Origin of the sequence: Rhodococcus sp. B50 (genome assembly GCF_013602415.1) — a bacterium.
Classification (GTDB): Bacteria; Actinomycetota; Actinomycetes; order Mycobacteriales; family Mycobacteriaceae; genus Rhodococcus.
The window spans coordinates 1,875,667-1,893,877 of the sequence record NZ_WPAG02000002.1; the positions used below are offsets into that span (position 1 = coordinate 1,875,667).

An 18,211-nucleotide genomic window follows, 5' to 3' on the forward strand; every position below is an offset into this window, starting at 1 on the left:
GAGCGGCGGTTGCGTCCGCGTCACACGCCGGCGGGTTCACGCACCTCCTGGGCCTCGAGTTCGCGCACGATCGGCAGTACATTCTTGCCGAAGTACTCGACCTCCTCTCGGAAGTGAAGGAAGCCGGCGAGGATCAGGTCGACGCCGCGACGGCGGTACTCGACGATGCGGCGCGCGATCTGCTCGGGTGTGCCGATGAGCTCGGTCTTGAAGCCGTCGTTGTACTGGACGAGATCCTCGAAGGTCGAGTCCGCCCACATGCCCTTCTTGTCGCCCGTGGACGAGCCGGCCTGCTGAACAGCGTCGCGGAAGCCCTCGACGGCCGGCTTGTTCGCCTTCTCCACGATCTCGCGCAGGGTGTCGCGGGCCTCCTTCTCGGTGTCACGGGCGATGATGAAGCCGTTGAGCCCGATCCTCACCTCGCGGTCATGGGCCCGGGCGACCTCGCGCAGCTCGTCGATCTGGGCGGTGATGCCGTCGTAGTCCTTGCCGTTGCTGAAGTACCAGTCGGCGTACCGGCCGCCGTTGGCGATCGCCGCGGTCGAGTTGCCACCCTGGAAGAGTTCCGGGTTCGGGCGCTGCGGCGTGTTGGCCGGCTTCGGTTTCAGCGTGAAGTCGTGGATCCGGTAGAAGTCGCCGCGGAAGTCGACGTCGTCCTCGGTCCAGATCTTGCGAAGTACCTGCAGGAACTCGGCGCTGCGCCGGTAGCGCTCGTCGTGCTCGAGCCAGGGTTCACCCATGTGGGTGAACTCGTCTTTGAACCATCCGCTCACGACGTTGACCGCGAACCGGCCACCGGACAGTTGGTCGGCCGTCGCGCCCAGTTTGGCCAGTACGGCCGGCTGCCACAGGCCGGGGTGGACGGCGGCGATGACCTTGAGCCGCTCGGTGGCGAGCAGCAGTGCGAGGCTGAAGCTCGTCGACTCGTGCTGGAACTCGGCACCGTAACTGGCCTCGTACCGCACCTGACTCAGCGCGTACTCGAAACCGTTGTTCTCGGCGGTGCGAGCAAGGTCGACGTTGTACTCGTAGTCCCAGCTCGTGCGCTGTTCGATATCCGAGGTGACCAGGCCACCACTGACATTGGGCACCCAGTAGGCGAAAGTGATCTGATCGGCGATGCGTTCGGTCGACATGTGTTCATCCAAGCCCGGGACCGACCCCGAGCCCACCATAAGAATCAACGAGATCCGAACCGTTGATCGCCGATCCGGGCAGGTCGGCGCGCGACCTGCCCGGAGGCGGTCAGAGAACGCCGTAGCGCGGCGGGTGGGTTCCGCTGAGCGTCCACCGGCCGATGTGCTGGAGCTTCCAGCGGGTCGCGTCGTGCAGGGTGTGGGTGCGGGCGTCGCGCCAGTAGCGCGAGAGATTCGCCGATCCCGATGCGCTGCGGGTGCCGCCGAGTTCGAACAGGATGTTCGCCGTCTCGACGGCGGCGCGAGTCGCGGCGACCTTTGCGGTGGCGACCTCGATGGAGGCTGCAGCGGTGGTCTCCGCGGTAGGGTTCGCGCGTGCGTGGTCGACCGCCCGACCTGCCTCCGCGAGCAGCGCCTGGGCGGCGCGGACGGTGACGGTGGCCTCCCCGGCGATCTGCACGAGCAGCGGATCATCCACTGCGCGTTCCACATCCGCCTCGAAGTGCGGGCGGGCGCGCCCTGCCTGGACGACGGCTTCGGCGAGTGCGCCGGTCGCGATACCCACGTCGATCGCCGAGTGCAGCAACTGTGCCTGGGCGCCGTAGGTGGTGGGTGCTTCGAAGATCGGCGTGTACGGCACGACCGCCGCGTCGGGGACCTCGACGTCGTCGAGTGTGACGGTGCCGCTCGCAGTGGTGCGCTGTCCCATGCCGTCCCAGTCGTCTACGACGGTGAGACCGGCGGTGCCGCGGCGGACGAAGGCGACGGCCTTCGGGGTCGACGAATCGATCGAGTCCGGGTCGGCGGCGAGGCTGGCACGCACCGCGATCCACTCGGCGAACAGCGCACCGGTGCTGTAGAACTTGCGCCCGGTGAGGACGTAGCCGTCGCCCCGGCGGCGCAACACCGTGCTGTCGATGTTCACCGGACGCGATCCACGTTCGCTCTGGGCGTTGGCGAACAGCGCCCCTGCGAGCACCTCGTCGTAGAAAAAGCGCTTCTGCTCGTCGCTGCCCTGGGATCGGATCGCCTCCAGGAAGGTGAAGTGCGAGTGCGGGATCTGGGCGATGCTCGGATCCGCGGAGGCGAGGATCCGGAAGATCTCGGCCACCACTTCGTACGGGGCTTCGATGCCGCCGTATTCGGTGGGCACGGTCACCGCCGTCAGCCCCGAGGCGGCGAGCGCGCGGATCTCGTCGCGTGGAAGTTCCCGTTCGGCATCGCGGCGGGAAGCGCCGGCAGCGAACTCGTCGGCGAGCGCAGAGGCGACGCGCAGCGCCTCGTCGGTGTCGGTGAGGCGGGTCGCGGTGCGTGAGGTGGTCATCGCGTCACCTCCGACGCGCCCGGCGCGCTGCCGATGACGAGCAGGGGACGAGGACAAGGAACAGCCATGGTGAGAACGGTAGTCCGCCTTCGGGCCGAGGCCGAGAATTGAATTCGGGGTGCGCACAAGTCTGTACGACGCGCGGATCGACTCTGCAGTACCGACGACTCTGCAGTACCGACGGACTCAGCGCCGCATCGCCCAGACCTTCGGGCCGTCGTCCGGCAGCTCCACGACACCGGTAACGACGAATCCGAGCCGTTCGTAGAGAGCGACGTTCGTCTCCGAGGAAGTCTCCAGGCAGGCCGCGACCCCCTGCCGATCGGCCGCGCGGAGTCCGGGTTCGAGGACGGCCCGTCCCAGGCCGCGACCTTGCGAGGCGGGCTCGACGCCTACCGTGGCCAGGAACCATACGGGTTCGCTCGGCTGCAGTTCTGCGGTGGCCTGCTCGGCCAGTTCGGCGGCGCGGGTACGATCGCCACGCAGTTCTGTCACCCGATCGGCGACGGACGCGAACGCCTCCTCGAGCCCCGTGGAGCCGGGTGTCGTCCACACCGCCACCGCGTCGACGTCGTCGGACACCCACACCTCGCCGCACCGCATGCCGATCTCGGCGAGGAAGAGCCCCTGCAGGTCGCGGACCCGGGCCTCATGGTCCCGGCCGTCGACGGTGTATCGGGTGAAGGGATAGTCGCGGAACGCTCGTCCGAGCGTTGCCGTCGCCTTCTCGACATCGTGCACCGTCGCCGGCCGGACCACATGATCGTTCGACATGGCCCGGCACTCTACCGAGCGCCACGCTCCGCTCCGTCAGGAGAAATCGGGCTCCTCGTCGCGGCTGCGCTTGAGTTCGAAGAAGTGCGGGTAGGACGCGAGGGCGACCACGCCGTCCCACACCCTTCCGGCCTCTTCGCCGCGCGGGATCTTCGAGAGGACGGGGCCGAAGAATGCGATGCCGTTGACGTGGATGGTGGGGGTACCGACGTCCTGGCCCACCTTGTCCATGCCGGCGTGGTGGCTCTTGCGCAGAGCCTCGTCGTAGGCGTCGCTGTCGGCGGCCTCGGCCAGCGAGGCGTCGAGGTCGAGTTCGGCGAGCGACGCGGCGATCACGTCCGCGAAGTCCTTGTTGCCCTCGTTGTGGATGCGGGTGCCCATCGCCGTGTACAGCGGAGCAAGGATGTCGTCGCCGTACTTCTGTGCCGCGGCGATCGCCACGCGCACCGGGCCCCACGCCTTCGTCATCAGCTCGGCGTACTCCTCCGGCAGGTCGCGCCCCTCGTTCAGTACGGCCAGGCTCATGACGTGGAAACGCGCGTCGATGTCGCGCACCTTCGTGACCTCGAGGATCCAGCGCGAGGTGATCCAGCACCACGGGCACAGCGGGTCGAACCAGAAGTCGGCGGTGTCCTTGCCGGTCGAGGACGCGGCAGTCAGGTCGCTCAAGAGATCTCCTCACAAGAGTTCGTACGGGGCCGGACAACTACAAGCATGTTCAACACGGCTCCGTGGACGATTCTTCCTGAACCGGGCCGTAGTGCGGGCGGGGGCCGTAACGTCGGACGCGGGAAGCAGGTCCGGCACGCATCACAGTGGAGGCACCACGATGTCGGGTGAGGAGACGTTTCTGATCGTCGGCGCGGGTCTGGCCGGCGCCAAGCTCGCCGAGGAACTGCGCGCTCGCGACTTCTCCGGGCGCATCCTGCTCATCGGCGCGGAAGAACATCTGCCCTACGAGCGACCGCCCTTGTCGAAGGACTACTTCGCGGGACGTAAGCGACTCGCCGATTTCACGGTGCACGACGGCGACTGGTACCGCGACCACCGCATCGAACTGCTTCTCGGCACGACCGTCACCGCGATCGACCCGGCCGCGCACACGGTGACGTTGCCCGACGGGTCGACGTTGCACTACGACAAGCTCGCTCTCGCAACCGGGTCGTCGCCCCGGACTGTTCCGATACCCGGCGCCGATGCCGAGCGCGTGTACACCCTGCGCACCGTCGAGGATTCCGATGCGCTACTCACCGCGATCCAGGGCGAGACCGACCACGCGGGATGGTTGGCCGTGATCGGGGCCGGATGGATCGGCATGGAGATCGCTGCGAACGCCCGCGGACGAGGTGCAGGCGTCGTGATCGCGGAGGCCGCGAAGCAGCCGCTGCTCGGGGCGCTCGGGGAGGAGATGGGAGCGGTCTTCGCCGACCTGCACCGCGCACACGGCGTCGATCTGCGCACGAGCACCTCGGTGCGCGAGATCGTCGCGTACGACGGCCGCGCGAGCGGAATCCGGTTCGGCGACGACAGTGTCGTGCCCGCCGACGCCGTGCTCGTCGCGGTCGGTGCGCGACCGAACATCGACCTCGCCCGCGACGCCGGGCTCGCGGTCGACAACGGCGTGCTCGTCGACGCGTCGCTGCGAACGAGCGATCCGGACATCGTCGCGGTCGGCGACATCGCATCGGTGGACCATCCGCTCCTTCGCACCCGGGTACGGGTCGAACACTGGGCGAACGCCCTGAACCAGCCGGCCGTCGCGGCCGCGACGATGCTCGGACGCGAGGCGGTCTACGACCGTCTGCCCTACTTCTTCACCGACCAGTACGACCTGGGCATGGAATACGTCGGACTCGCCCCACCCGATGCGCGGGTGGTCACCCGCGGCGACGTCACCGGCCTGCAGTTCCTCGCGTTCTGGCTCGACGACGAGCAGCGGGTGCAGGCGGGGATGAACATGAACATCTGGGATGCCGGCGACGACATCCGCGGTCTGGTCACCTCCGGCCGGCCCGTCGACGTCGACCGTCTGGCGGACACCACTGTGCCGTTGTCCGACGTCGCTCCGTGAGGGCCCGTCGATCATGATGGGATGGACGCCGACCGACATTCCGTCGTGAGAAGGAGTTCTCCCGTGGCACCACCGAATCTGACCCGCGAGCAGGCCGCCGAACGGGCCGCGATTCTGTCCGTCGACAACTACAGCATCGAACTGGATCTCACCGACGGTGCCGGCGCGCCGGGTACCACGACGTTCCGGTCGGTGACCACCGTGCGCTTCGATGCCACCGAGGGTGCCTCGACGTTCATCGACCTCATCGCGAAGACCGTGCACTCGGCGACGCTCAACGGCGAACCCGTGGACGTGTCCGGATACTCCGAGGAGAGCGGCATCGCCCTCGCCGGGCTCGCCGCCCACAACGAACTCGTCGTCGACGCCGACTGCATGTACACGAACACCGGCGAAGGTCTGCACCGGTTCGTCGACCCCACCGACGACGCGGTGTACCTGTACTCGCAGTTCGAAACGGCCGACGCGAAGCGGATGTTCGCGTGCTTCGACCAGCCCGACCTCAAGGCCACCTTCGATCTGAAGGTCACTGCGGCGCAGGACTGGACCGTGATCTCCAATGCCGACACGGTGCAGACGGCGGCCGCGCAGCCGGGTCTCCACATCTTCCGTACCACGCCGCGGATGAGCACCTATCTCGTCGCGCTGATCGCCGGTCCGTACGCGGTGTGGTCCGACGAGTACACCGACGAGCACGGCACCATCCCACTGCGGATCTTCTGCCGCGCATCACTGGCCGAGTACATGGACGCCGACCGGCTGTTCACCGAGACCAAGCAGGGCTTCGGCTTCTACCACGCCAACTTCGGTCTCCCCTACGCCTTCGGCAAATACGACCAGCTGTTCGTGCCCGAGTTCAACGCCGGGGCGATGGAGAATGCCGGTGCAGTGACCTTCCTGGAGGACTACGTCTTCCGGTCCAAGGTCACCCGGTACTCCTACGAGCGGCGAGCCGAGACCGTCCTGCACGAGATGGCGCACATGTGGTTCGGCGACCTCGTCACCATGCGCTGGTGGGACGACCTGTGGCTCAACGAGTCGTTCGCGACCTTCGCGTCGGTGCTGTGCCAGGCCTCGGCCACCGAGTACACCAACGCGTGGACGACCTTCGCGAACGTGGAGAAGTCGTGGGCGTACCGACAGGACCAGCTGCCGTCGACGCACCCGATCGCCGCCGATATCCCCGACCTCGCCGCCGTAGAGGTCAATTTCGACGGCATCACCTACGCCAAGGGCGCGTCGGTGCTCAAGCAGCTCGTCGCCTATGTCGGACAGGAGCCCTTCCTCGCCGGTCTGCGCGAATACTTCCGCGACCACGCCTACGGCAACGCCACCTTCGACGATCTGCTCGCGGCGCTCGAGAAGGCCTCCGGCCGCGACCTGTCGGATTGGGGCGCCCAGTGGCTCAAGACCACCGGACTGAACATCCTCCGACCGGACTTCGAGGTCGACGACCAGGGACATTTCACGCGATTCGCAGTGGTGCAGGAAGGCGCGCAGCCCGGTGCCGGTGAGTTCCGCGTGCACCGGCTCGCGATCGGTGTGTACGACGACGACGGCTCCGGCAAGCTCGTCCGCACGCACCGCGTGGAGATCGACGTCGATGCCGCCGACCGCACCGAGGTCCCCGACCTGATCGGTGTGCCGCGCGGCGCGTTCGTCCTCGTCAACGACGACGACCTGACCTACTGCTCGGTGCGTCTCGACGAGGTGTCCCTCGCGACCGTCATCGACCGGGTCGGCGACATCGCCGAGTCCCTCCCCCGCACCCTGGTGTGGTCGGCGGCATGGGAGATGACCCGTCAGGCCGAGATGAAGGCGCGGGATTTCGTCGCCCTCGTACAGCGGGGTATCGCCGCCGAAACCGAGGTCGGTGTCGTCCAGCGTCTGCTCATGCAGGCGCACACCGCGCTGGAGAGCTACGCCGACCCGTCCTGGGCGGCAGAGCACGGCCAGTCGGACTTCGCCAACCGGCTGCTCGAGCTGGCCCGCGAATCCGCGCCGGGTTCCGACCATCAGCTCGCCTTCGTCAACGCGCTGACCACCGCCTACCTGTCGCCCTGGCACACCGAGGTGCTCGAAGAACTGCTCGGCGCCGATCCGGCCACGGTCGGCCTGCCGGGGCTCACGGTGGACACCGATCTGCGCTGGCGGATCGTCCAGGCCCTCGCCGCGGCGGGTGAGGTCGACGCCGAGGGCGTCGAGTCGCCGTTCATCGACGCGGAGGCCGAACGCGACCCGACTGCCGCGGGTGCCCGCCAGGCGGCCGCCGCCCGCGCGGCACGTCCGCAGGAGGCGGTCAAGGAACAGGTGTGGCAGACGGTCGTGCACGACGACAGCGTCCCGAACATCACGGCACGCTCCGTGATCGGCGGTTTCGCGCCGGCCGGTCAGGGCGAACTCCTCGAGCCGTACGTGGCGCGGTACTTCGCCGAGGTGCCGGGAGTATGGGAGCGCCGCTCGAGCGAGGTCGCGCAGACCGTCGTGATCGGCCTCTACCCGTCGTGGTCGATCAGTGAGCAGTCGGTGGCGGCGGCCGACGAGTTCCTCGCCGGCGACCATCCGCCGGCCCTGCGCCGGCTCGTCGTCGAGGGTCGCGCGGGCATCGTGCGCTCGTTGAAGGCGCGCGCCTTCGACGCGTCCTGACACAGGGGTAGTTCTTCACTGACGACAGTGGCCCGCTGCCTCTCCTTCGCGGAGGGCAGCGGGCCACGTCGGGTCGTGGGCTCCGGACTAGGGAGCGACCATGGCGTTCGCGATGACGCGGACGGCGCTGGTAATGCCGTCGAGCAGGTTCCCCTGACCGAACGACGACACGGCCGCGGTCACGCCGAGCTGCAGCACCCGGTCGGTGGCGCGATCGGCGGCGGTGCGGCCCGAGCGGACTTCGATGCTCCGCTGGTTCGGGAAGACGGCGACGAGGACCGAGTTCTCGGCATCCGGCGTCGTCGGAAGCAGAGCGTCGGTCGCCGCGGCCGGATTCGCGTCGTCACCGATGTACACCGTGAAGCGCACATTGGTGATCCGCACGGCGTGCGTGAGCGTGTCGTCGAGGGTGATGAGGTCGCGGTCCTTGAACGGCGCACCCGTGAACGCCTGGCCGAGACCGCGCACCGCGGAGATTCGTCCGCTCGCGGTGAGTGCCGCACCGTGCGGCAGGTTCTCCGGCACGACGACCGGACGCTGGATCACGTCACCACTTGCCACTTGCGGTACCTCCGATCAGCTCCGCCGAGGTCAGAGCGGCATGACCGTGACCATGATGCGGGTATTTCCAGGGATGGGTCGATTCGTCGGTCGCGGTCCACAGGAGCGGCTCGTGCTCCCATTTCCGGTCGAGCGTGTACGGGTCGTCCGACGGGGTGGACCCCGGGTACTTGCTCATGACGAAGGACAGCCCACCGAAGACCAAGACGATCAGCAGCGGGATGCCGACGAAGATCAGGGTTGTCTCGAGAATGCTCACAGCCAAACGTTAGCCCAGCCGAGCCCGAAAGGCCTCATACGCCCCGGAGAACGGCCCGATCAGGCCGCGCCCTCTCCCAGATACGGCAACCAGGTGGGATGCAATTCGGGCAGGGTGGCGAGCAGACGCCAGTGCCGGCCCTTCGGCGGATTCGGTACCACACGCAGGGCCCACCCGAGTTCGGTGAGCAGCTTGTCGGCCTTGCGGTGGTTGCACGGCGCGCAGCACGCGACGCAGTTCTCCCAGGTGTGCTCGCCGCCGCGACTGCGTGGCACCACGTGGTCGATCGTCTCGGCTTTGCCCCCGCAGTAGGCACACCGGTTCCGGTCGCGATGCATGAGCGCGGCCCGGGTGAGCGGCACCCGCGCATGATACGGAACGCGCACGTAGTTGCGCAGACGGATCACGGACGGTAATTGCACGGACCATTCGGCCGACCGCACGAGCGGCGCGAGCGGATCGTCGTGCACGGTATCGGCCTTGCCCCCGGTCATCAGGACCACGGCCCTGCGGGCAGGCAGGGCGGTGAGCGGCTCGTAGGTGGCGTTGAGCAGCAACACTCGACGTTTCAACCAGTCGGGTACCGTCGCGGTGCTGTCGTGCACCATGCGCAGTGTGGTGGCCCCCGGCACCCCTGCAGGGGCGTCCGCGGGCGGGAGTTGTCGATGCGAGCTGCTGCTGTGCTTCATGCGACCTCCGAAAAGACTGGGAACAGTGGACCACGGATGCCTTCGAATCGCACCCGGAATCAACGGACCGGTCCAGGTCGGGCCGGTGAACATCCGGTGGCGATCTCGCCGGACCCGGCTCGTCGGGCGGTGTGGGCTCGGGAGCGGGCACAATGGACGGTCGAGAGGGACGGTGAACGAATACAGATGAGTGACGAGCAGACCTTCTACGACGCGGTCGGCGGCGCCGAGACATTCCGTCGGCTCACGGCGCGGTTCTACGAAGAGGTTGCACGGGACGAGGTCGTCCGGCCTCTGTACCCCGAGGAGGATCTCGGTCCGGCCGAGCGGCGCATGCGGATGTTCCTGGAGCAGTACTGGGGCGGTCCGCGCACCTACTCGGAGGAGCGGGGGCACCCGCGACTGCGCATGCGTCATCATCCCTTCCGGATCGGGCCGCTCGAACGCGACGCCTGGTTGCGATGCATGCACACCGCGATCGCGTCGATCGAGGAGACGACACTCGACGACGAGCATCGTCGCCAACTCGTCGACTACATGAACATGGCCGCCGATTCGATGATGAACTCGCCTATCTGAGGCTCGGTGACGAACTCGCCTATCTGACGGTAGCCGGGCCAGGTCAGCGACCCAGTATCCGCCGCAGGCGGTCCTCGACCCGCTGGGTGAACCGCGCCACGGGCGACAGGTGGCGACGTAGGACGGCGTGCTTGCGCACGTACTCGGGGACCTCCCACAGCGCGGTGGTCCCGGCGCGGAAGAGCGCCGCGTCCCCGGCCCGCAGCGTGCGGGGTTCGGAGTCGGCGGACGAGACGATCACCGAGCCCTCCACGATGTGGACGATCTCGTCGACACCGAAATGCCAGTCGAAGCGGCCGGCGGTGCAGTCCCACACATGCGTGGTGGTGGTGCGGTCGGCGCTGGTCGCCCACTGACCACTGCGCGCCTCCGGCGCGCCCTCGCGGATCCATGAAGGATCGATCGGGTCGTCACGCAATTCCACATCGTCCAGCCGGACCGCGACGATCGATGTCGTATTCATGCCGTTCGTCCTATCATGCGAGCCGGTCCGGACGGAACGGTCACGGGCGCCGTTCGCCCTGTCTTTCGCCCTACCGTCTGACACGATGACTTCCGTGTCCCACCCCGCAGCCCGGATCTCCGGACGCCCCGACCCGACGGCGCCGTGGTGGCGCAGTGCGGTCTTCTACCAGGTCTATCCCCGGTCGTTCGCCGACACGAACGGTGACGGCATCGGGGATCTGGCGGGGGTGCGCAGCCGTCTCGGTTATCTCGAACTCCTCGGAATCGACGCGATCTGGCTCAACCCGGTGATGCGTTCGCCGATGGCCGACCACGGCTACGACGTGTCCGACCCCCGCGACATCGACCCGCTGTTCGGGGATCTTGCCGATCTCGAGGCGCTGGTCGCCGACGCCCATGCGCGCGGGATCCGGGTGGTGATGGACCTCGTACCCAACCATGTCAGCGTCGAACATCGATGGTTCCGGGCAGCGCTCGAGGCAGGTCCGGGCAGCCGCGAACGTCGGCGGTTCCATTTCCGGGACGGCCGGGGTCCGGACGGCAGCGCACCACCGAACAACTGGCCGAGCGTCTTCGGTGGTCCTGCCTGGACCCGCATCACCGAACCCGACGGCACGCCGGGTCAGTGGTATCTGCACGTGTTCGCACCCGGGCAACCCGACCTCAACTGGGACGACGAGGAGGTAGTCGAAGATCTCGGCAAGACCCTGCGGTTCTGGCTGGACCGGGGCGTGGACGGTTTCCGGATCGACGTCGCCCACGGCATGGCCAAGCCGGCAGACCTGCCCGATCATGACGGGTGGGAGACCAACGAACTGCTCGGACACTCCCCCGCCGACCCGCGATTCAACAATCCCGAGGTCCACGACATCCACCGCCGGCTCCGGCGGGTCTTCGACGAGTACCCGGGCGCGGTGGCGATCGGTGAGATCTGGGTCGACGACCACGAACGGTTCGCCGAGTACCTGCGACCGGACGAACTCCACCTCGCCTTCGACTTCCATCTCACGCTGTCGGACTGGGACGCCGACGCCATCCGCGACGCCGTAGAGAAAGGCCTGGCCGCGGTGACGTCGGTGCAGGCCTCACCGACGTGGACCCTGTCGAACCACGACGTGGACCGCGAGGTCACCCGCTACGGAGACGGAGAGGTCGGGACGGCACGAGCACGCGCGATGATCCTCGTCGCCCTCGCTCTCCCGGGAGCGGTGTTCGTCTACAACGGCGCCGAACTGGGACTGCCGAACGTCGACCTGCCCGACGAGGTGCTGCAGGATCCGGTGTGGGAACGATCCGGGCGTACCGAACGCGGACGCGACGGGTGCCGCGTGCCGCTGCCCTGGGAGGGCGGGGCGCCACCGTTCGGGTTCACCTCCGCGCAGTCCGCATGGCTACCACAACCTCCGGAATGGTCGGCGCTGACCGTGGAGGCACAACTCGAGGACATGGACTCGACGCTCTCGCTGTACCGCCGGTCGATCGAGATCCGTAAGGAACGAACGGAGTTCGAAGGCAACGACGTCGCCTGGTACGGAAGCCCGGCAGGATGCCTGGCGTTCCGTCGCCCCGGTGGCCTGACGTGCGTGCTCAACGCCGGCGACGTCGCGGTCGAACTGCCGCCCGGTGAGGTGCTGCTCGCGAGCAGGACGCTCACCGGACGCGAACTGCCACCGGATACCGCCGCCTGGCTGGTGTGACGACCCCTCAGAGGACGCTCAGACCGAGCCCACCGCCGCGCCGCAGGTACACCGAACCGTAACGGGCGTCGAGGCGCATCCATGTGGCGGACGCACGGACCCGGACCACCTCGGCAGGGTCGATGCCGGCCGAGTCGACGGTGTCGCGACCGGCACCGGGCACGAAACCCATCGCACCGAGCGCGAACACCATGCGCATCGGCACGCCTACCGTCGTTCCGGTACCGCTCACCTCGAGAACCTCCTGGGCCAGCAACGACGCCGGGGGTCCCTGCGCACCGTGCTCGCGGGTGAGCGCGACACCGCGCTGGGCGAGTTCGACGAGTACCCGCGCCGGCACGTCGTCGACGTGGACGTAACCGTCGTCGGGCGGCAACGCGCCGCGCCACGCGGAATCCATCGCCCAGCCCGGATCGACCTCCGTGCGGGGTTCGGAGCCGGCGAGGAGCGTGGCCCGCAGCGATTCGGCGGCGACGCAGGTGTCGGCCGGAGCCACGGTTCCGCGGACGACGCGGCCCGCGAGTACCTCGAACCCGGTGCGGGTCCACACCCCGAGCAGCCCGTCGTCACGGCGGCGCAACCGCACCACGGCGGCCTCGTCGAGACGCGCGGCCCGCGCGAGGAAGGCAGCGAGATCGACGCTGTCGTCGGGGCCGTCGAGCCTCAGGAGACGCTCGGCATGTCGGGTCTCGTCAGTCACGTTGCCACTGCCGCAGGAACTGGCGCTCGGCCTCGGTGAGCCGGCGCAGGCGCTGGGTCTCGATGTCGAACGCCGCGATCTGGGTGGACGCGACCACGGCCGGCGCCGAATCGACCGGGGCACCGCTCGGCCGCACCTCGTAACCGATCGTGAAGTCGACCGCGCGTACCTTCTCCGTCCACATCAGCACGTCGAGCGGACCGTCGTCGTGGCGCAACTGGCCTCGGTAGCGGACGTGGAGATCGGCGATGACGGCCCCCTCGCGCAGGTCACGGGTGGGGCGACCATCGGCGAACAACCACGGGATCCGCGCTTCTTCGAGGAGCGTGACCATCCGTGCGTGGTTGATGTGCTGGAAGACGTCCATATCGGACCACCGCACCATCACCTCGGTGTGGAAACCGAACTGTTCGCCCGCACCGCTCACTCGTTACCTCCGATCGGATGCGCCCGTGCGCACCATGCCCCTGATCTGTCGCGCCGCCACCGACAGGGTGGCGAGGTCCAGACTTCCAGACGCGAAGATCTCGTCGAGCGCCGCCCTCGCACGCACGAGTTTGGATCCGTTGGACGACTCCCAGTCCTCGATCATCTCCTCGGTCGATTCCCCGGGTTCGGCGCCGGCCAGCACGTCGAGAACGAGTGAACGCAGCGATCCGTACAGGTCGTCGCGCAGCGCGAGTCGTGCCAGCGAGTGCCAGCGGTCGCCCCGTTCGAGGCCGGAGACCGCGGTGAGCAGGCGGTCGACGCCGAGATGCGCGTCGAGGGCGTAGTAGAGGTCGGCGACCTCGGCTTCGTCGCGCTGCTCGATGTCGGCGATGTCGATGACGTCGAGCAGCGGGAACTGGTCGAGAAGCCGGAAGACGACGCCTGTCAGCTCCTCCGGTGCTCCCCGCTCGAGGAGGGGACGGGTGCGACGCTCGAAGTCCTCGGCATGGTGTCCGCGCATCCACTTCCCGACCCGCGGGGCCAGACGGGCGAAGGCGTCGCGGTAGCGGCTGATCTCGGCGCCGACGGCGAGGGGTTGCGGTCGTGTGGCGAGGAGTCGACGCGACGCCCGGTCGAGGACCCGGCGGGATTCGAGCAGCAGATCGTCCTCGATGTCGACGGGCAACCCCGCGGCCCGGATCTCGTCCCACAGTCCCGGCAACCCGAAGACGGTGGTGACGGCGGCGTAGGCGCGGATGGCGTCGGTCGCCGTCGCCCCGGCCTCCTCGGCGAGTCGGTAGACGTAGCTGGGGCCACCGTTGTCGACGGTGGTGTTCGCCAGCAGGGTCGCGACGATCTGGCGGCGCAGCGGGTGCGCCCGGATCCCGGTGCGGAACCGCTCACGCAGAGCCGGCGGGAAATAGTCGGGCAGGATCGCCGCGAAGGTCTCGCTGTCGGGCAGATCCGTGGCGAGCAGGTCGTCGACCAGGGCGAGTTTGACGTGAGCGAGGAGCTGCGACAGCTCCGGCGACGTCAATCCCTCCCCAGCGGCTGCGCGGCGGTCGAACTCGGCCTCGTCGGGCAGCGCCTCGAGATCGCGGTCGAGTCCCCGATCCAGTTCGAGGGCTGCGAGCAACCGACGATGCACCCCCAACAGGGACGGTGCGACGGTCCGCTCCAGGCCGAGCACGGCGTTCTGCGAGATATTGTCGGCGAGAACGAGATCGGCGACGTCGTCGGTCATCGACGCGAGCAGCGGATTGCGGTCCTCCGCCGCGAGTTCACCGGCGGTGACCATGGCGTCGAGCAGGATCTTGATGTTGACCTCCCGGTCGGAGCTGTCGACACCGGCCGAGTTGTCGATCGCATCGGTATTGATCTTGCCGCCGGCCCGGGCGAACTCGATGCGGCCGCGTTGCGTGACACCGAGATTGCCGCCTTCGCCCACGGCCCGGGCCCGCAGATCTCGTCCGTCGACGCGCACGCCGTCGTTGCTCTTGTCCCCCACTTCCGCGTGGGTTTCCGTCGACGCCTTGACGTAGGTGCCCACGCCGCCGTTCCACAGGAGGTCGACCGGTGCACACAGGATCGCGCGGATCAGTTCGGGCGGTGGGAGTTCGGCGATGTCGTCGGGCAGGTCGAGTACCGCGCGGACCTCGGGGCCGACGGGCACCGACTTCGCCGTCCGCTCCCACACCCCACCTCCTGCCGAGATGACCTCTTCCGAGTAGTCCCTCCACGACGACCGGGGCAGTTCGAACAGCCGGCGACGCTCGTCGAACGACCGCTGCGGGTCGGGGTCGGGGTCGAGGAAGATGTGACGGTGGTCGAACGCCGCAACGAGCCTGATGTGCCGGCTGAGCAGCATGCCGTTGCCGAAGACGTCGCCGCTCATGTCGCCGATGCCGACCACGGTGAAATCGTCGGTCTGCGGGTCGGATCCGAGTTCGCGGAAGTGGCGCCGCACGCTCTCCCACGCACCGCGCGCGGTGATGCCCATCTCCTTGTGGTCGTAACCGGCGGAACCACCGGAGGCGAACGCATCGCCGAGCCAGTAACCATATTCCGCAGCAACGGAATTCGCGAGGTCGGAGAACGATGCGGTGCCCTTGTCCGCGGCGACCACGAGGTACGGGTCGTCCTCGTCGTGGCGCACGACCCGTCGCGGCGGGACCGCTTGGTTTCGGGCCGCGTCGAGATTGTCGGTGATGTCGAGCAGACCGGCGATGAAACACCGATAGCACCGTTGGCCGCGCTCTCGGACGGCGCGACGATCGGCGTCGGCGTCGCCGGTCGGACGCGGAGCGTGCTTGACGACGAACCCGCCCTTCGCTCCCACCGGCACGATCACCGCGTTCTTCACGGCCTGCGCCTTGACCAGACCGAGCACTTCGGTCCGGAAGTCCTCCCGGCGGTCGGACCAGCGCAGACCACCGCGGGCGACGGGACCGAACCGCATGTGGACGCCCTCGACGTCCGGGGCGTAGACGAACACCTCGAAAGCCGGTCGTGGCTGGGGCAGTTCGGCGATGCGCTGCGGATCGAATTTGAGCGACAACGCTCGTCCGTCCGGGTGCTCGTCCCCGATTCCGCCGGCCACGTAGAAGTTGGTGCGGAGCGTGGCACGGATCAGTGAGAACAAACCCCGGAGGATCCGGTCGGTAGCCAGCGCGGTGACCTCGGCAATCGTCGCGGTGATGTCGTCGACGATCTCACGTTCACGTTCGGCGGACGCGCTGTCCGGATCGAACCGGGCCTCGAACAGTCCGGCGAGCAGGGCCGCGGTGTGCGGGGCACCGAGCAGTACGCCTTCGATGTTGTACTGGCTGTATGGGAATTCGGTCTGACGCAAGTATTTCGCGTACGCCCGCAGCAGCACGACCTGTCTCCAGGTGAGCCCGGCGCGCAGCACGAGCTGATTGAAGCGGTCGGTCTCGACCGCACCCCGCCATGCCACGGTGAAGGTCTCGGTCAGACGCCCCGCCAGTGTCGGGTCGGTCTCGACGACGTCGGGCTCGATGTCCTCGGGCAGGCAGAGTCCGAAATCGTAGATCCAGCAATCTATTCCGTCCGGACGTGGCAACCGGTACGGCCGCTCGTCGACGACCTCGACACCGAGACTCTGCAGGACCGGCAGGATCCGGCCGAGAGTGACCGTCTCGTCCGCCACGTACAGGGTGAAGCGCAACGACAGCGGATCGTCCGACCCGGGCCGGTAGAGATGCGTGTCGAGATCGCCCGAGTCGAGCGCTTCGAGACGCATCAGATCGAACAGGGCGCGTTCGGAATCGAAATCCTCTTTGTACGCCTCGGGCACGACCTCGGCGTACCGCTGCACCGACAACGGATCGAGACCGCCGGTGACGGCGGCTGCTTCCCCGAGGCGATCGGCCCAGTTGCGGGTCACCTCCGCGAGCATCGCCTGGATGCGCAGACGGTTGTCCTCGGAAGTATCCACCTCGCGACGCGCGCGCCCGGAGAACCGGATCGTCACGTGCAGCAACGCCAGGTCGCGTTCGGAGACACGGGCGGTGTAGTCGAGCACGCCACCACCGAACTCGCGCAGCAGGATGTCCTGGATCGCCACGCGCACCTTCGTCGTATAACGGTCGCGCGGCAGGTAGACCAGACACGAGATGTACCGTCCGTAAGTGTCGACGCGCACGAACAACCGCACCTGCCGGCGGATGTCGACCACGGCGCTGACGGTCTCGTAGAGGGTGTCGGCATCCATGGAGAACAGCTCCGCGCGCGGCACCGTCTGCATGATCTCGAGCATCGCCTGACCGCTGTAGGACGACAGGTCGACCCGCGCCCGCGCGACGACCTCACGCACGCGACGCGACACCACAGGGATGTCGAGGATGTTCTCGTGCAGCGCCGTCACCGTGAGGACGCCGAGGAAACGATCCTCCCCGATGACCGCGCCGTCGGCGTCGAGCCGGGCGACGCCGACGAAGTACGGGTAGACGGACCGGTGCACGGTGGCGGGAAGGGCCCCCTGGGTGAGTACGAGCAGCGGGCGAGGGCCCGTGCCGACCTCACCGGGCAGGTCGAGCGGGTCCCCCACCTCCGCATCGGTGCGCAACACTCCCCTACCGCTGCCGGACACGGGCGCGGCGCGCACGTTCGCGCCACCGTCGGGGACGAAGTCGTAGCGCCGGTAGCCGAGGAGGGTGAAGTTGCCGCCGCTCAGCCATCGCAGCAGTGCGGCGGTCTCGGCGAGCTCGTCGGCCGTGTACTGCGTGAGTGGATGAGCCGCCAGGGCGTCGAACGCGTCCGCGATGTCGCGCTGCAGGGCGTGCATCGCGTCCGAGTCCGAGGCCACCTGGCGCACGTCGGACAGCACGCGCCGCAGTCCGTGCTCGATCTCGTCGACCGACTCGTCGTCGACGGGTCCGCGCAGCTGGATGTGCATCCACGATTCGGGTGTTCCACCGGAGGTACCGCCCCCTTCGTCGGCCAGGCGTTCGAGGTCACCCGCCGCGGTTCGTCGCGCCGACAGGACCGGGTGGATGACGGCCCCGACCGAGACACCCAGCCGCGAGAGCAACGCCAGCACCGACTCGACGAGCAACGGCATGTCGTCGGTGACGATCTGCACGGCGACACCGAGGGTGTCGGTGCGGCGCACGCCGACGACCGCAGTGCCCTCTTCACGGTGACGGCCGAGGTGTACGTGTTCGAGCGCGGCTGCGCCGGGATCGGTCGTGAATTCTCCGGAGCGCTCGTAGATCCGTTCGAGGACGACCTCGGGAGAGACATCGCTGCCCGTTGAATTTTTCTGCGCCACAGCCGGATCGACCATCGACACCCCTCCTGCTCTGTCGGGCGGATACACCGCGCGCCGCGGACGGACTCGTGATCGAGCCTATCCGCGGC

The 18,211-nt window shown here is 68.2% G+C and carries 15 protein-coding genes; 4 read left to right on the forward strand and 11 right to left on the reverse strand.

Translation table 11 applies throughout. From position 1 onward, the window contains the following. Positions 1-20 precede the first annotated feature (20 nt). The 4 genes from sfnG to GON09_RS09030 form a co-directional block, all read right to left on the reverse strand. The gene (sfnG, locus tag GON09_RS09015) at positions 21-1,136 is read right to left on the reverse strand and encodes a dimethylsulfone monooxygenase SfnG (RefSeq protein WP_213931503.1); all 1,116 of its coding nucleotides are present in this window, start codon (positions 1,134-1,136) and stop codon (positions 21-23) included. A 109-nt stretch (positions 1,137-1,245) separates the two neighbouring features. Continuing rightward, positions 1,246-2,460: an SfnB family sulfur acquisition oxidoreductase gene (locus GON09_RS09020; RefSeq protein WP_213931504.1), complete on the reverse strand. Its 1,215-nt coding sequence runs from the start codon at positions 2,458-2,460 to the stop codon at positions 1,246-1,248. A gap of 186 nt (positions 2,461-2,646) precedes the next feature. Continuing rightward, positions 2,647-3,234, reverse strand: a complete 588-nt coding sequence (locus GON09_RS09025; protein WP_213931505.1) for a GNAT family N-acetyltransferase — start codon at positions 3,232-3,234, stop codon at positions 2,647-2,649. 36 nt (positions 3,235-3,270) lie between these two features. Beyond that, positions 3,271-3,903: a mycothiol-dependent nitroreductase Rv2466c family protein gene (locus GON09_RS09030; protein ID WP_374195295.1), complete on the reverse strand. Its 633-nt coding sequence runs from the start codon at positions 3,901-3,903 to the stop codon at positions 3,271-3,273. Between the two features lie 160 nt (positions 3,904-4,063). Between GON09_RS09030 and GON09_RS09035 the strand changes: the two genes are divergently transcribed. Then, positions 4,064-5,305 (forward strand): NAD(P)/FAD-dependent oxidoreductase, encoded by a 1,242-nt coding sequence (locus tag GON09_RS09035; protein ID WP_213931506.1) that lies wholly within the window; start codon positions 4,064-4,066, stop codon positions 5,303-5,305. A gap of 63 nt (positions 5,306-5,368) precedes the next feature. Then, complete coding sequence (gene pepN, locus GON09_RS09040; protein WP_213931507.1) at positions 5,369-7,951, forward strand: aminopeptidase N; 2,583 nt, start codon at positions 5,369-5,371, stop codon at positions 7,949-7,951. A gap of 87 nt (positions 7,952-8,038) precedes the next feature. Here pepN and GON09_RS09045 read toward each other — a convergent pair whose 3' ends face one another. Genes GON09_RS09045 through GON09_RS09055 form a run of 3 tightly spaced genes read right to left on the reverse strand, consistent with a single transcriptional unit; the run spans position 8,039 to position 9,460 of the window. After that, on the reverse strand, positions 8,039-8,512 hold the full coding sequence (locus GON09_RS09045; protein WP_213931508.1) for a DUF5130 domain-containing protein: 474 nt from the start codon (positions 8,510-8,512) through the stop codon (positions 8,039-8,041). After that, a complete protein-coding gene (gene ctaJ, locus GON09_RS09050; protein ID WP_016933425.1) occupies positions 8,499-8,771 on the reverse strand; it encodes an aa3-type cytochrome oxidase subunit CtaJ in 273 nt (90 codons plus the stop codon). Before ctaJ ends, GON09_RS09045 begins: the two co-directional genes overlap by 14 nt. A 59-nt stretch (positions 8,772-8,830) precedes the next feature. Next, positions 8,831-9,460 carry an HNH endonuclease gene (locus GON09_RS09055; protein WP_213931509.1) on the reverse strand — a complete coding sequence of 210 codons (630 nt, stop codon included), beginning with the start codon at positions 9,458-9,460 and terminating at the stop codon, positions 8,831-8,833. A gap of 186 nt (positions 9,461-9,646) precedes the next feature. Here GON09_RS09055 and GON09_RS09060 point away from each other — a divergent pair, with 186 nt between their 5' ends. Next, the gene (locus GON09_RS09060) at positions 9,647-10,039 is read left to right on the forward strand and encodes a globin (protein WP_213931510.1); all 393 of its coding nucleotides are present in this window, start codon (positions 9,647-9,649) and stop codon (positions 10,037-10,039) included. 43 nt (positions 10,040-10,082) lie between these two features. Here GON09_RS09060 and GON09_RS09065 read toward each other — a convergent pair whose 3' ends face one another. Then, positions 10,083-10,502 (reverse strand): cupin domain-containing protein, encoded by a 420-nt coding sequence (locus tag GON09_RS09065; RefSeq protein WP_213931511.1) that lies wholly within the window; start codon positions 10,500-10,502, stop codon positions 10,083-10,085. 85 nt (positions 10,503-10,587) lie between these two features. Here GON09_RS09065 and GON09_RS09070 point away from each other — a divergent pair, with 85 nt between their 5' ends. Further along, a complete protein-coding gene (locus GON09_RS09070) occupies positions 10,588-12,201 on the forward strand; it encodes a glycoside hydrolase family 13 protein (RefSeq protein ID WP_213931512.1) in 1,614 nt (537 codons plus the stop codon). A 7-nt stretch (positions 12,202-12,208) separates the two neighbouring features. Here GON09_RS09070 and GON09_RS09075 read toward each other — a convergent pair whose 3' ends face one another. Genes GON09_RS09075 through GON09_RS09085 form a run of 3 tightly spaced genes read right to left on the reverse strand, consistent with a single transcriptional unit; the run spans position 12,209 to position 18,137 of the window. After that, positions 12,209-12,901, reverse strand: coding sequence for a hypothetical protein (locus GON09_RS09075; protein ID WP_374195296.1), 693 nt, complete (start codon positions 12,899-12,901; stop codon positions 12,209-12,211). Next, positions 12,894-13,328 carry an acyl-CoA thioesterase gene (locus tag GON09_RS09080; protein WP_213931513.1) on the reverse strand — a complete coding sequence of 145 codons (435 nt, stop codon included), beginning with the start codon at positions 13,326-13,328 and terminating at the stop codon, positions 12,894-12,896. Before GON09_RS09080 ends, GON09_RS09075 begins: the two co-directional genes overlap by 8 nt. A 3-nt stretch (positions 13,329-13,331) precedes the next feature. Next, positions 13,332-18,137, reverse strand: coding sequence for an NAD-glutamate dehydrogenase (locus GON09_RS09085; protein WP_213931514.1), 4,806 nt, complete (start codon positions 18,135-18,137; stop codon positions 13,332-13,334). Positions 18,138-18,211 lie beyond the last annotated feature (74 nt).